The sequence below is a fragment of the Streptomyces sp. ICN903 genome (assembly GCF_022015835.1).
GTDB classification, from domain to species: Bacteria; Actinomycetota; Actinomycetes; order Streptomycetales; family Streptomycetaceae; genus Streptomyces; species Streptomyces fenghuangensis.
In genome coordinates this window covers 1-13,899 of sequence record NZ_JAKMAY010000151.1, presented here as the reverse complement: position 1 = coordinate 13,899, position 13,899 = coordinate 1, and the positions used below count along the sequence as shown (strand labels likewise).

The following is a 13,899-nucleotide window of genomic DNA, read 5'->3' as shown; positions in this document are numbered from 1 at the left end:
CGCAGACATCCCCGCGCGGTTCCGCCCGCCGGCGGTTGCGGGTGCTCACCGCGGCCTCGGTCGCCGCCCTGCTGCTGCCCCTTCTCCCGGCCGCCGCCGACGCCGGCGGGCGGGAGCCGGACTCGCTGCAGGAGGCGTTCGCCCGCGCCGCCGACCGCTACCAGGTGCCCGAGAGCGTGCTGCTGGGAGTGTCGTACCTGCAGTCCCGCTGGGACGGCCACCGCGGCGCGCCCAGCGTCTCGGGCGGCTACGGTCCCATGCACCTGACCGACGCGCGTACCGCGCTGGCCGAGGACCCCCACCACAGCCACGGCGCGGAGGACGCGCGCGGCGACACCGCCCGCGACACCAGGCGGGCCCACGACGCGCTGCCCGATCCCGCCGACCTGCCCGGCCGGCTGCGCACCCTGGAGCGGGCGGCCGAGCTGACCGGGCTGGACGAGGAGGAGCTGCGGCGGGACCCGGCGGCCAACGTCGCCGGCGGTGCGGCGCTGCTGGCCGCGGCCCAGCGGGAGCTGGGGCTGCCGCTGAGCGACGACCCCGCCCAGTGGTACGGGGCCGTGGCGCGCTACCCGGGTTCCGGTGACGCGCGGGCGGCCGAGGTCTTCGCCGACGAGGTCTTCGACGTGATCCGCGAGGGTCAGCGGCGCACCACCGACTCCGGCCAGCACGTGGTGCTGGAGGGCGACCCGGGCCTGGCCCCGGAGGCCGCCCGGCTGGACGGCCCGGGGCCGCGTCCGGCGTCCCCGGCGCGCGACGAGCGCGTGGAGTGCCCGAAGTCCGTCTCGTGCGAGTGGATCCCGGCGCCTTACGAGGAGTACGCCAACCCCGACGGCTCGCCGAACTACGGCAACCACGACAAGGCCGACCGACCCGCGTCGCAGAAGATCGACTACATCGTGGTGCACGACACCGAGGCGACCTGGGACACCACCCTGAGCCTGGTGCGGAACCCGAAGTACGTCTCCTGGCACTACTCGCTGCGCGCCTCCGACGGCCACATCGCCCAGCACGTGCCCACCGGGGACGTGGGCTGGCACGCGGGTAACTGGTACGTCAACGCCAAGTCGGTCGGCCTGGAGCACGAGGGCTTCCTGACCGCCCCCGACGCCTGGTACACCGAGGCGATGTACCGCACCTCGGCGCGGCTGGTGCGGTACCTGGCCCACCGGTACGACATCCCACTGGACCGGCAGCACATCATCGGGCACGACAACGTGCCGGGCGTGACGTCCGCCCACATCCCCGGGATGCACACCGATCCGGGGCCGTACTGGGACTGGCAGCACTACTTCACGCTGCTGGGCGCGCCCTTCCACCCCACGGCCGGACCGGGCTCGGAGCTGGTGACCATCCGGCCCGACTACGAGAAGCACAAGCCCCTCTACACCCGCTGCGACGGCTCCGGGCAGCCCTGCCCGCCGCACGGTTCGGGCGCGGTACGGCTGCACACCGGGCCGAGCTCCGACGCGCCGCTGGTGAAGGACGCCGGGCTGCGGCCGGGCGGCGGCGAATCCACCACCGGCGTCAACGACACCGGCGCCCGCGCCTCGACAGGCCAGCGGTACGCGGTGGCCGAGCGCCGGGGCGAGTGGACGGCGATCTGGTACCTCGGGCAGAAGGCGTGGTTCCACAACCCCGCCGGCGCCCCGACCGCGGTGCCCTCCCGGGGCCTGGTCGTCACTCCGAAGGAGGGCGCGGGACCGGTGCCCGTGTACGGCCGCGCCTACCCGGAGGCCTCCGCCTACCCCGAGGGGATCCCGGCCCAGGCGATCTCGCCGCTGCCGTACACGGTGGAGGCGGGCCAGGCGTACGCGCTGGGGCTGCGGACGAAGGGCGAGTACTACTACGCCAAGACCTTCGACCCCGCGAACCACGTGGTGGTCCGGGGCGAGGAGGAGTACTACCAGATCCAGCTCGGGCACCGGGTGGCCTTCGTCAGGGCCGCCGACGTCACGGTGCGGCCGGCCCGGCGGTGAGGTGACGCCGGCGGGCACAGGGCACAGGGGAGGGGCGCCCGGGGGCGCCCCTCCCCTTCCGTGTCCCTCGTGCTCCCGGCCGTCCGCGCCGCCGGTGCGTCAGCGCTGGAACAGCTCCGCGGGCAGCGGCTTCAGCAACTGGTAGAGGTCCTCGGTGATCGGCCGGTCCCAGCTGGCGATGGTGACCAGCACGCCGTCGCTGCGGTCGAACTGGACGCAGGAGATCCGGCTCTCCGAGCAGATGATCCGCCGCACGATCAGGAGGTTGTCGTCCAGCATCACCGGGCTCTCCTCCGTCCCGGTGACGGTGACCTCCTCGTCGTTCTCCAGCGCCGCCAGCAACTGTGCGACCTCGAACGGGATCTGTCCCTCGGCCGTCTCGCGGGCCGGGGAGCCCTCCGGCAGGTTCCCGATGACCATGGCCGGTCCGCGTCCGCCGAACAGGTCGTAGCGCAGGAAGACGCCCTGGCAGCTTCCGTCCGGCGCGGGCAGCAGCCCGGCCCCGAGGTTGCCCGGCCAGTCCCCGGGGTCCATGGCCAGCACGTCGAAGTCGGGTCCGGCGGGTGTGGCGGCACTGCGGCGGCGGAGAAAGGACATGCGGCCATGGTACGGGCCCGGTGCCGCCGCGGGCCCGAAGGCCCGCACCCCTGCCGTACGGCGGCGGGCCGGCCTTCGGGCCCCGCCTCGCCGGGGCCGCGGGAGCCCGGCGGACCCCCTACCGCCGTCCGAGGGCCCGTGCCGGGGCCGCCCGCGGACGGCCCGCGGTGGCCAACCGGGCGGGAAGGGGACAGCGGTCCAGTTCGTGGAGGACGGCGGCCCTCTCCCTCGGCCCCGGAGGCTCGCGCAGGGCGCGTTCCAGGCACCGCCGGGCCGCCTCGGGGGCGCCGGCCCTCAGGTACTCGGCGGCGGCCTCGCGCAGGGTGGCGACGACGGCCGGGTCGCCTTCGGGATGGACCTCCAGCAGATGGCGTGCGGCGGCCTTGGGGCCGCGTCCGGCGCCGGCGACGACCGCGGCGGCCTGACCGTGGACGGCGACGCGCAGGGCGGGCGGGATGGACCGGTGGACGGCGGTGGCGGTCAGCGGGTGGGAGAAGCGCAGCGGCCGCTCCCCCTCACCACCGGTGAGGACGCGGGCGGCGGTCAGCCGGGCACGGGCCTCGGCCGCCTCCCCAGGCTCCAGGGCGGCGACGTCCGCGGCGAGCGAGGGGGCCGCCTCGGCGCCGAGCACCGCGGCGGCCCAGGCCAGCCGCACGGCGGAGGCTCCCAGGCGTTCCAGGCACTCGGCGGGTCCGCCGTCCCGGCCGGTGCCGGCGGGCACCGGCCGGACGGGCCGCGCGGCGGTGCGGGAGGGCGGTTCCCGCCCCTGCTCGCCGGCGGTGCGGTGCGTCCGCGCGCGACGGGGCGTCCTCGGGCCCCGCCCCGCCCGGCCGGCACGTCGTCCGGCGCTCCGGGTCCGGACTTTCCGTCGGACATCGCCCGCTGCATGCGCCCCCCTTCCTCGTCCGCCGCCGCGGCTGCCGCTCCACCACTGCCGCGGCAGGTGGTGGAGAGCGTACGCCGGTGCGAACCGGACGCGGTGCTCTTGGCCGGTTTCCCTCCCGGTGGGGGGCCGTTTCGGGTAGTGCCGCCCGCGCACACTCCCCGTGCCGGGGGAAGCACGGAGTGTTCCCGGCACTCTTGACCGGCAACTGCCTTTGTCCAAAGGTGGGTTGGCGTATGCGCCCGTCATTCTCACCATCGCGTCCACCACCTCGCTCACCGCTCGCCAGGGAGGCGTCATGCCCGTGACCGAAGCCGGCGCGGCCGGGGACACCGCCGGGCGGGAGGGTCTGCTGCGGCGGACGGCCCACCTGGAGATACCTTTCCCCGGCGCCGTCAGCCCCGCCGTCGGCAAGGCCAGGCTCCACACCCTCCGGTGGCTCGGGGAGTTCGGACTGCTCACCGGGGAAGCGGCGCTGGAGGAGTACGACGCCCTGCGGCTGGAACGGGCGATGGCCCGCTTCTACCCCCGGGCCGCGGACGAGGACCTGATGCTGGCCACCGACGTCAACGGCTGGTTCTTCGTCTTCGACGACCGGCTGGACGGGCCTTCGGGGCGGCGGCCGCACGATGTCACCCGCCTCGTGGACCGCCTGGTCCGCGTCATGGACGGGCGGCGGCCGCCGTCCGGCGTCCCCGCGGACCCGCTGGTCGAGAGCTTCCGCGACCTGTGGCACCGGGTCAACGAGGGGATGCCGCCGGTGTGGCGGGACCGCTTCCGCGGGCACTGGCACGGCTATCTGCTGGCCCACCACCGTGAGGCCCTCAACCGTTCCGGGGCGCGGCTTCCCACGGTGGAGGAGTTCCTGGCGGCCAGGCGGCACACCATCGGCATACAGCCCTGCCTGGACCTGGCCGAACGCTGCGGCCGCTACACCCTGCCGTCCGGGCTGCACGGCGGCCGCCCGCTGAGGGAGATGCGGCGGATCACCGACGACGTGGCGATCTTCGTCAACGACATCGTCTCGCTGGACAAGGAACTGGCCGCCGGCGACGTGAACAACACCGTCGTCCTCCTGCGGCACGGCACCGGCCGTCCGCTCCCGGACTGCGTACGGGAGATCGGCGCCGCCGCCAACGGGCGGGTCGCCCGCTTCCGGGAGCTCGCCGCGCGACTGCCCGGCCTGCTGGAGGCCGCGGGCGTGCCCCGTAGGACACGGGCGCACGTGGAGGACTACGTCGACGGCATGCGCAACGTGATGCGGGGCAACCTCGACTGGTCCCTGGAGAGCGGGCGCTACGACGAAGCCGGGGTCGCCGCCGTCAGCGGCGGGCGCCTGCGCCCGTGGGCCCGCCCGCCGGAGGCGGGTGGGCCGGAGCACGAGGCCGGTGCGGCGGCCGGGGCCGGGACGGCGGATACGGTACGGACATGACGGAAGCGGCGGAGCGGACGGACGGCGGGACGACGGTCGACCTCTGGCGCGCGGGTCTGACCCGCGTTCCCGAACAGGTGTGGGAGCGCCGGGAGTCGCGTGTGCTGATCCTCGCGGACAACGCGCTCACCGGCCTCCCGCCCCGGATCGGCCGGCTGCGGCGCCTGCGCACCCTCGACCTCGGCCACAACGCGCTCACCTCCCTGCCCGAGGAGATCGGGGAGCTGACGGGCCTGGACGGCTGCCTCTACCTCCACGACAACCGGCTCACCGCGCTGCCGCGCTCACTGGGGCGGCTGCGCTCGCTGACGTATCTGAACGTGGGCGACAACCCGCTGGGCGCGCTGCCCGAGGAGATCGGCGGCATGGCGGGGCTGGTGGAGCTGCGGGCCCAGCGGTGCGGGCTGCGGGAGCTGCCGGCCTCACTCGGGCGGCTCACCGCGCTGCGGGAGCTGTGGCTGCGCGGCAACGCCCTGGCCTCGCTGCCCGCCTCCCTCTCCCGGCTGCGGGAGCTGCGCGAGGTGGAACTGCGCGAGAACGCCCTGGAGGAGGTGCCCGGGGCGCTGCGCGGCCTGCCGCGGCTGCGCCGCCTGGATCTGCGGGGCAACCGGCTGCGCACGGTGCCACGCTGGCTGGGACGGGAGCTGCCCGCGCTGGAGAAGCTGGATCTGCGCTGGAACGGGACGGCGGTCGATCCGGGGCTGGTGGAGGAGCTGGAGCGGCGCGGCTGCGTGGTGCTCCGTTAGGGGACGGCCCGCCCGGAAAGCCCGTCCGCCGTGCCGCGGGGGTTGACGGACGGCACGCTCGGGAAGAAGGTTCCAGCGTTCTCCCGATCCGCTGAAAGATTCTTTCCCGAAGGGGCGCGGCATGACAGGTTCGGCACGGGATCGCACACCGGGCCCGGCGCCCGCTTCCGGCACCGGGGCGGGCGGGGGCATCGGCCGGCGGCAGCTCGGTCTGCGGGCGCTCGCGCTCGGCGGCGGTCTGGTTCTGGCCTCGGCGCCCGTCGCGGCGGCCCGCGCCCGGGGCGGGCACGCCCTCGCCGCCGGCGGGCACGCGCCCGTCCTGCGCCGCGGCTCCGCGCGGCGGGCCGGACTGCTGGAGCCGCATCTGCGGCGTCTGGTGGAGGACGCGCGGACCTTCCTGGGCCCCTCCCCCGAGCATCCCTGGTACGCGGGCGCGGTCCTGCTGGCCGGGCGCGGCGACACCGTCGCCCTCCACGAGGCCATCGGCCACGCGGTGCGCTACTCGGCCTACGACGAGGCCACCGGCACCGGCGTCGAGCTCCCCGCCGGCGAACAGGTCCCCGCCACCCCGGAAACCGTCTACGACCTGGCCTCCGTCTCCAAGCTGTTCACCGCGATCCTGGCCGTGCGGCAGATGGAGCGCGGCACCCTGGAACTGGAGGGCGCGGTCGCCTCCTACCTGCCGGAGTTCGGCGCGGCGGGCAAGGACGGGATCACCCTGCTGCATCTGCTCACCCACACCTCCGGGCTGGCCGCCTGGCTCCCGCTGTACGCCGAGCCCACCGGGGGGGACCGGCTGCGGCGGCTGTGGCGGGAGGAACCCCTGGACCCGCCGGGCACGGTGTACCGCTACTCCGACCTCAATCTGATCGCCCTTCAGCTCGTGCTGGAGCGGGTCACCGGCAAGGGGCTGGACACGCTGCTGCGCGAGGACGTCACCGGACCGCTGGGCATGCGGTGGACCCGCTACAACCCGCCCGCTTCCTGGAAGCCGCGCATCGCCGCCACCGAGGACGCCCGCCGCCCCTGGTCGGGCCTGGACCGGGGCATGGTGCACGGCGAGGTCCACGACGAGAACGCGTACGCCCTCGGCGGTGTGGCCGGCCACGCCGGGGTCTTCTCCTGCGCCTGGGACCTGGCCGTGCTGTGCCGCGCCCTGCTCGGCGGCGGCGCGTACGGCGGCGTCCGCGTCCTGGAGCCGGAGTCGGTGGACCTGCTTTTCCGCGACTTCAACACCGCCTTCCCCGGCGACGAGCACGGCCTCGGTTTCGAGCTGTACCAGCACTGGTTCATGGGGGCCATGGCGACTCCCCGCACCGCCGGGCACACCGGCTTCACGGGCACCTGCCTGGTGCTGGACCCGACCACCGACACCTTCCTGGTGCTGCTGGGCAACTCCGTCCACCCGGTGCGCGCCTGGCGCTCCGGCAGCGCACCGCGCGTGGCCGCCGCCACCCACCTGGCCCGGGCCGTGCCGGTGCGTCCCGCCTCCGGGCGTCAGGCCTGGTTCTCGGGGATGGCGAGCGGCACCTCGGCCGTGCTCGCCCTGCCCGAGGTGGCACTCGGCGACGGCGCGGAAGAGGGCGCGGGCGGCGGTACGGGCGGCGGTAAGGGCGCCCGGCTGAGCTTCTCGGTGTGGTGGGACACCGAGCGCACCTTCGACGTCCTGCGCCTGGAGGCCTCCGGCGACGGCGGCGGCACATGGAAGCCGGTGCCGTTCACCACCTCCCGTCCCGGCCGGGCCCCGGTGGAGCGCCCGGAGGGTGCGCTGCACGGCTTCTCCGGACGCGTCTGGCACCGGGCGCTGGCGGACCTGGACGCCTGGCGCGGCCGGGCGGTGCGGCTGCGCTGGCGCTACACCACCGACGCACGCTACGTGGGACGCGGCGCGTACGTCGACGGCATCCGGGTCGAGGACGGCGGGCGCACGGTGTTCGACGACTCGCGGCGCCGGGACGCCGGCCGTGTCACCGCCGACGGCTGGTCACTCTCCGCCGACTGACACCCCGTCACGGCCGGGGCCCGCCCGGCGGCCCGGCCGCCCGTCAGGCGATGCGCACGGTGGCCAGGTCGGCGAGGCCCGAGACGGTCAGGACGGGATCCAGCAGCGGCGGGGCGATCAGTTCCAGACGGTCGGCGTGGGCGAACAGCGCCGCCAGCCCGGCGCTGTCCAGGTAGTCCACGGCGGTGAGGTCCACCACCAGCCGTCCGCCGCCGTCGGCACCGGCGACACCGGCGGCCCGGTCCACCGCGGCCCGGAACTCGCCGACGTTGCTCATGTCGATCTCGCCCTCGGCCACGAGGACCGGGGTGCCGTCGGGACGCCGCTGGTCGGTGAGTGTCAGGGGGGTGGTCAACGTGTGATCCTCACATGCATGTCAACGGTGGTTCCGGTCTCGTCGGTGACGATGTCGACCTGGTCCATGAGCGCGTGGATCAGGATCAGGCCGCGGCCGCGGTGGGCGTTGGCCTCGGGCTGCGGGGGCTTCCAGCTCCCGGTGTCGGTGACGGTCAGGCGCAGGGCGTCCGCGGCGGCGACGGCCCTCAGGCGCACGGTGCGGCCGGGATTGTCGCGGTGGCCGTGCTCGATGGCGTTGGCGCAGGCCTCCCCCACCGCGACCAGGACCGCCTGCGTCAGACGCGGTCCGGCGTCCAGCCGCTCCAGCCAGTCGCGCAGGGCGCCGCGGACGCGGGCGAGCTGGGCGGACTCGGCGGGGAAGGCCACCTCCAGGGGCGCGGGGTGGCGGTAGAGCAGCAGCGCCATGTCGTCGTCGTAGCCGCCGGCCGGTTCCAGACCGGTGCGGATGTCGTCGGCCAGTTTCTCCAGGTCCGCGCCGCGCCCGCGCCGGGCGGCGGCCGAGGCCTCGGCGATGCCCGCGTGCAGCGGGCGGCTGCGGCGCTCGATCAGGCCGTCGGTGTACAGCAGCAGGACGGAGGCCGGCGGCATGGTGCGCGTTCCCGTGGGCCGCGGACGGCCCGGCCGCACCGCCAGGGGGATGGAGCGGCCCTGGTCGAGCAGTTCGGTGGTGCCGTCCGGATGGGTCAGGATGCCCGGCGGGTGTCCGGCGCTGCTGTAGGCCAGCCGGCCGGTCGCGGGGTCGAGCACACCGCAGAAGACGGTGGCGCACAGCGCGCCGGGGATCAGGGCGGCGAACCGGTCGAGCGCGGCCAGCACCTGGGCCGGGTCGGCGAACTGCAGCAGCAGCGCCCGGCAGGCGCTGCGCAGCTGGCCCATGACGGTGGCCGCCTCCAGGCCGCGGCCGACGCAGTCGCCGACGACGATGCCGATGCGGCCGTCGGGCAGCTCGACGGTGTCGTACCAGTCCCCGCCGACCTCCAGGGGCCGGGCGGCGGGCTCGTAGCGGACGGCGAACCCCACCGGGAGGCGGTCGGGGCCGAGAATGGCCCGCTGGAGGGCCAGGGCGGTCTCGCGCTGCTGCTCGAAGAGGTGGACGCGTTGCAGCATCTGCCCGAGGTAGCCGCCCAGCACGGCCAGCAGGGTGTGGTCCTCGCCGATGAAGGGCCGCTCCGCGCTCGCCTCGACCCACAGCGCCAGCGGCCCCCCGGGATGCTCCAGGGTGATGCCGATCCCGGCCGGTTCGGTGGTGGCCACCGGGTGCAGGGGGTTGCGGCCGCGCAGGGACTCGACGGCCTCGCGCACCGGATCGCCCGGCCGGCCCCACGCGGTGCCGGGCACCGCGGCGGCCGGCCGGGGGGCCCGGTCCGGGCCGTCCCAGGTGACGGCCAGCGCGCGGGGGGCCCGCCACACCCCGCGCAGTTCGTCCAGCGCGGCCCGCAGGGCCTCGGGGACGCTTCCGGCCTCGGACAGCCGTACGCTCAGCGCCGCCAGGGCGGTCTCGCGCTGGGCTGTGAGGCGTTCGGCGGTGACGTCGCGGAAGGTGCCGACCACCATGCGTCTGCCGGTGTCGGGGTCGCGGACCTCGTTGAAGGAGGCGTACACCCACAGCCGGTGCCCGTCACGGTGCCTGACGGGGGTGACGTAGCTGCCCTTCTGCTCGCCCACGACCTGGGCGAAGGCCCTCTCGATGGCCCGGTGGGCCTCGGGGTCGGTCTCCTCGTCCGGCCACCAGGGGTGCTTGGGCCGGTAGGGGAGGTCCTCGGGGCCGTAGCCGAGGATGTCGGTGAAGGCGGAGTTGATCTCGACGACGGCGCCCTCCTCGTCGCAGACGAAGAACGCCTCCTGGAGCGAGTCGACCAGGGCGGTGCGCCACTGCGCGTGGTGGTTGCGCAGCCGCGACAGCTTCACGGCAGCCCGTACCCGCGCCAGCAGCTCCGCGGCGGAGAACGGCTTGACCAGGTAGTCGTCGGCCCCCGCCTCCAGGCCTTCGATGGACGCCTCCTGGCCGGCCCTGGCCGACAGCAGCAGCACCGGCACGGAGGCGGTGCGGGAGTCGGCGCGCAGCGCCGCCACCAGCTCCAGGCCGTCCATCCGGGGCATCATCACATCGCTGACTACCATGTCCGGGGCGTCGGCGCGGACCGCGTCCAGGGCGGCCCGCCCGTCGGCCACCGTCGTCACCCGGTAGCCGGGGGCCAGGATCCGCCGCAGGTACTCGCGCATGTCGGCGTTGTCGTCGGCGACCAGCACCCGGGCCCGCGCCGCCCCGGGGGCCGGTGGTACGGGCTCCTCCCGCCCGGTGTCCCCTCCCTCGTCTTCCTCGCCCTCCCCGTCCGGCAGCCACCGCAGCGCTTCCTGGAGGTAGGGGTCCGCGGCGGACACCGGGAGCGGTTCGGTGGCCCGTGCCACCGAACCGGCGGGCAGGTGTGCCGTCCCGAAGGGCAGGCGGACGGTGAAGACGGTGCCCCCGCCCTCGGTGCTGTCGGCGGTGATGGTGCCGCCGTGCAGGCCGACCAGTTCCTTCACCAGCGCCAGTCCGATGCCGCTGCCCTCGTTCGAGCGCGCGCGGACGTTCTCGATGCGGTGGAACCGCTCGAACAGCCGCGGCAGCTCGTGGGCGGGCACCCCGATGCCGGTGTCGGACACGCGCAGCACCGCCCGTCCGTCCTCGGCGCGCAGCGTCACACCGATGGAGCCGTCGAAGGTGAACTTCAGCGCGTTGCTCAGCAGGTTGAGGACCACCTTCTCCCACATGTCGCGGTCGATGTGGACCGGTTCGGGCAGCGCGGGGCAGTCCACCTCGAAGTCCAGGCCGGCCCGCTCCACCGCCGAGCGGAAGACACCGGCGAGCCCCGTGGTGACGGCCGCCAGGTCCACCGGCTCGAACCGGGCCCGCATCCTCCCGGCCTCGATGCGGGAGAAGTCCAGCAGGGTGTTGACGAGCTTGCCCATGCGCAACGCGTTGCGGCGGACGACCTCCAGCTCCTCGCGGACCTGCTCACCGGCTCCGGCCAGCTGCCCGCGCAGCTCCTCCAGCGGGCCCGTGATCAGCGTCAGCGGGGTGCGGAACTCGTGGCTGATGTTGGAGAAGAACGCGGTCTTGGCACGGTCCAGCTCGGCGAGCTCCTCGGCCCTGCGCTGCTGGACCTCGTACGCCACGGCTCCGTTGACCAGCGCGGCGGTCTGCCGGGCCACCAGATCCAGAAAGGCCCGGTAGTTGTCGTCCAGGACACGCCCGGAACTGGCGGCGAGGACGATCGCCCCGACCGGCCCCGCCCCGGTCTCGCCCGGCAGCGGCAGGACCATCGCCTGGGCGGGCGGCCTCTCCCACCCTCCGGACGGCAGCCGCCCGAACCGGTGTACGACGTCATCGACGACCACCGGCTCGCCGGTGGCCAGCACCCGCTCCAGCGGCCAGTTCCCGGGACCGTCCGGCAGGGGCCGGGGGGACGTGCCCGGCGGGCTGACTGCGGTCAGGACGGGCTCACCGCCGGAGTCGCGCAGATAGACGGCGGCGAACGGTACGTCCCGCTCCGCCCGTCCCAGTGCCCGGGCGACCAGCTCGCACGCCTCCCCCACGCTGCGGGCGGTGCTCGTCTGGGCTCCCAGGTCCTGCAGCGCGGCGAGTCGCCGCTCACCCACGACGCGCTCGGTGGTGTCGTTGACCGCGGTGAAGACCCCCCGCACCCGGCCGTCGTCGTCGTGCAGCGGACTGTAGGAGTACGTCCAGTACGACTCCTCCAGATAGCCGTGCCGCTCCATCCTCAGGAGCAGGTCCTCCGACCAGGTGGCCTGTCCGGTCTCCATGACCGACCGCAGCATCGGGCCGATGACGTCCCAGATCTCGCCCCACACCTGCCTGCCCGGCTTGCCCAGCCCGGGGTGCTTGTCGCCCAGCAGCGGAAGATAGGCGTCGTTGTAGAGGAACCGCAGGTCCTCGCCCCACCACAGGATCATGGGGAAACGGGATGTCAGGCAGATGCGGCAGGCGGCGCGCAGACTCGCCGGCCAGCCGGCCGGGTCGCCCATCGGGGTACCCGCCCAGTCGAGGGCGCGCATCCTTTCGGCCATCTCGCCGTTCCCGGGGAAGAGCAGCTCCACAGGCTCGGCCCCGTCAGCGTCGCCCATCGCCTCCGCCCTCCTCGCCCGCCGCGTGTCCCACGATTTCGCGGTCCCCGTCACCGATGCGCATATCCACTGGTACGGCGAGGATGCGCCGCGACCGGTCCCGTAGGATAAACGCGGCCGGCCACGGCCCGTGGCGCGGCCGGGTCGCGGGGTTCGCCCGCTCCGGGAGCGGGCAGTCGATCAGCGTCCCCGCGGATCCGCGCCGCGGGGAGTCCCGCCCCGGCGCCTTCCCGCCTCCCAGGCCGTGCCGGGGGACGACCGGACCGACCAGCGCGTACAGGAGAACGGGTGCCCGACCGAGATCTGACCGTCACGCTGCGCTCCCACCCCGCAGGCCCCTGTCTGCTGGAGGTGTCCGGCGAGCTGGACCACCACACCGCCGACCGGATGCGCCAGGCGCTCAACGAGCTGCCCCGCGACCGGGGAACCGCGGTCGTCATCGACCTGTCCGGCCTGGTCTACTGCGACTCCAGCGGCATCACCGTCCTGATCACGGCCTACCACCTCATCCAGGCCGTGGGCGGCAGCCTGGCGCTGGCCGGTCTGGACGACGACATCATGCGCGTCTTCGGGATCGTCGGGCTGGACCAGATCTTCGACTTCTACGGCAGCGTCGAGGAGGCGGTGGCGGCCCTCGCCGGCTGATCCCCGTCCCGGCCGGCGCCGGCTCGCCCGGCGTCGGCCCCGGGGCCGGTCCACGGGCCGCTCAGCACCCCCTGGTGCCCGAAGAGCGGCGAGGTGCCGGGACGCGGCGGCAGGCCGGCGACGGCCCTGGCGCCGGCGCCCATGCCGTGGGTCCACACCGGGAGCCGCCCGAAGGAGCCGGGCCGCTCCCGGAGCGGTGCCGACTGCCCGCCGGGGCTCCCCGCGCGGCGCGCCTCGGCGGTACGGCGGCCGAGTTCCGCCGCGTCTCCGGGCCGCTCGCGCGGTTCCTTGGCCAGCAGGTCGAGGATGATCCGCTCCAGGTCCCCGGGCAGTTCGGGACGGAGTTCGCGCGGCGGACGGGGGGCGGTCTCGCGGTGGCCGACGAGGACGCCCCAGGTGTCCTCCAGGTCGAAGGGCGGGACGCCGGTGGCCATCTCGTACAGCACGCAGCCGAGCGAGTACAGGTCGCTGCGGTGGTCGAGGTGGGCTCCGGCTATCTGCTCGGGCGACATGTAGTGCGGGGTGCCCATGGGAAAGCCGCCGTTGGTTCCGGCGGACCCCGACGGAGGGGCCGTGCCGCGGTCGAACCGGGCGATGCCGAAGTCGCAGATCTTCACGGTGCCGTCGGCGGTGCGCATCACGTTGGCGGGTTTGAGATCGCGGTGGACGATGCCCCGGTCGTGGGTGTAGGCGAGGGCATCGGCCATCTGCTCGGCGATGTCGAAGAGGTCGGGCACGGGCAGCGGCCGCCGCCCGCCCAGTTCCAGGAGCCGGCCGAGGTCGTGCCCGCTCAGCAGCTCCATCACCAGGTAGAGCACCCCCTCGTGCTCCCCGAAGTCGTGGACGACGGTCACGCCGCGGTGCTGGAGCGAGGCGGCGACGCGCGCCTCGCGGCGGAAGCGCTCACGCAGCGTCCCGATCGCGTGCGGGTCGTCCTGGCCGGCCGGCGGCTTGAGGCACTTGACGGCGACCTCGCGGTCCAGCGACTCGTCGTGCGAGCGCCACACCTGTCCCATGCCGCCGCGCCCGACGAGGTCCAGCAGCCGGTACCGGCCCTGGATCAGTGTGCTCTCCCTCATCGCGCGCCGCCACCCCCTCTCGCCCTGCCGCCCCCCGGCCAGTCCAGTATG

The 13,899-nt window shown here is 74.9% G+C and carries 10 protein-coding genes; 5 read left to right on the top strand and 5 right to left on the bottom strand.

Annotated features, from left to right (window positions below):
• The first annotated feature begins 35 nt into the window (after positions 1 to 35).
• Entirely contained in the window at positions 36 to 1,979 is a 1,944-nt protein-coding gene (locus tag L7D48_RS16645) for an N-acetylmuramoyl-L-alanine amidase (protein WP_374492497.1), read from the top strand.
• 99 nt (positions 1,980 to 2,078) lie between these two features.
• Here L7D48_RS16645 and L7D48_RS16640 read toward each other — a convergent pair whose 3' ends face one another.
• Entirely contained in the window at positions 2,079 to 2,576 is a 498-nt protein-coding gene (locus L7D48_RS16640; protein ID WP_093850208.1) for a hypothetical protein, read from the bottom strand.
• Between the two features lie 118 nt (positions 2,577 to 2,694).
• Positions 2,695 to 3,297 (bottom strand): hypothetical protein, encoded by a 603-nt coding sequence (locus tag L7D48_RS16635; RefSeq protein WP_374492495.1) that lies wholly within the window; start codon positions 3,295 to 3,297, stop codon positions 2,695 to 2,697.
• Positions 3,298 to 3,757: 460 nt separating this feature from the next.
• Here L7D48_RS16635 and L7D48_RS16630 point away from each other — a divergent pair, with 460 nt between their 5' ends.
• The 3 genes from L7D48_RS16630 (at position 3,758) to L7D48_RS16620 (ending at position 7,639) form a co-directional block, all read left to right on the top strand.
• Positions 3,758 to 4,891 (top strand): isoafricanol synthase, encoded by a 1,134-nt coding sequence (locus L7D48_RS16630; protein WP_237880231.1) that lies wholly within the window; start codon positions 3,758 to 3,760, stop codon positions 4,889 to 4,891.
• A complete protein-coding gene (locus L7D48_RS16625) occupies positions 4,888 to 5,637 on the top strand; it encodes a leucine-rich repeat domain-containing protein (protein WP_237880230.1) in 750 nt (249 codons plus the stop codon). The genes L7D48_RS16630 and L7D48_RS16625 overlap by 4 nt, the downstream gene beginning before the upstream one ends.
• A 121-nt stretch (positions 5,638 to 5,758) precedes the next feature.
• Positions 5,759 to 7,639, top strand: coding sequence for a serine hydrolase (locus L7D48_RS16620; RefSeq protein WP_237880229.1), 1,881 nt, complete (start codon positions 5,759 to 5,761; stop codon positions 7,637 to 7,639).
• A 43-nt stretch (positions 7,640 to 7,682) separates the two neighbouring features.
• Here L7D48_RS16620 and L7D48_RS16615 read toward each other — a convergent pair whose 3' ends face one another.
• Entirely contained in the window at positions 7,683 to 7,994 is a 312-nt protein-coding gene (locus L7D48_RS16615) for an STAS domain-containing protein (RefSeq protein WP_237880228.1), read from the bottom strand.
• Positions 7,991 to 12,124, bottom strand: a complete 4,134-nt coding sequence (locus L7D48_RS16610) for a SpoIIE family protein phosphatase (protein ID WP_374492489.1) — start codon at positions 12,122 to 12,124, stop codon at positions 7,991 to 7,993. The genes L7D48_RS16615 and L7D48_RS16610 overlap by 4 nt, the downstream gene beginning before the upstream one ends.
• 288 nt (positions 12,125 to 12,412) lie before the next feature.
• Here L7D48_RS16610 and L7D48_RS16605 point away from each other — a divergent pair, with 288 nt between their 5' ends.
• Positions 12,413 to 12,769 (top strand): STAS domain-containing protein, encoded by a 357-nt coding sequence (locus tag L7D48_RS16605; protein WP_237880227.1) that lies wholly within the window; start codon positions 12,413 to 12,415, stop codon positions 12,767 to 12,769.
• On the opposite strand, the gene L7D48_RS16600 is transcribed toward L7D48_RS16605, so the two are convergent.
• The coding region (locus tag L7D48_RS16600) for a serine/threonine-protein kinase (RefSeq protein WP_374492486.1) at positions 12,727 to 13,899 on the bottom strand (1,173 nt) is incomplete at its 5' end. The genes L7D48_RS16605 and L7D48_RS16600 overlap by 43 nt on opposite strands.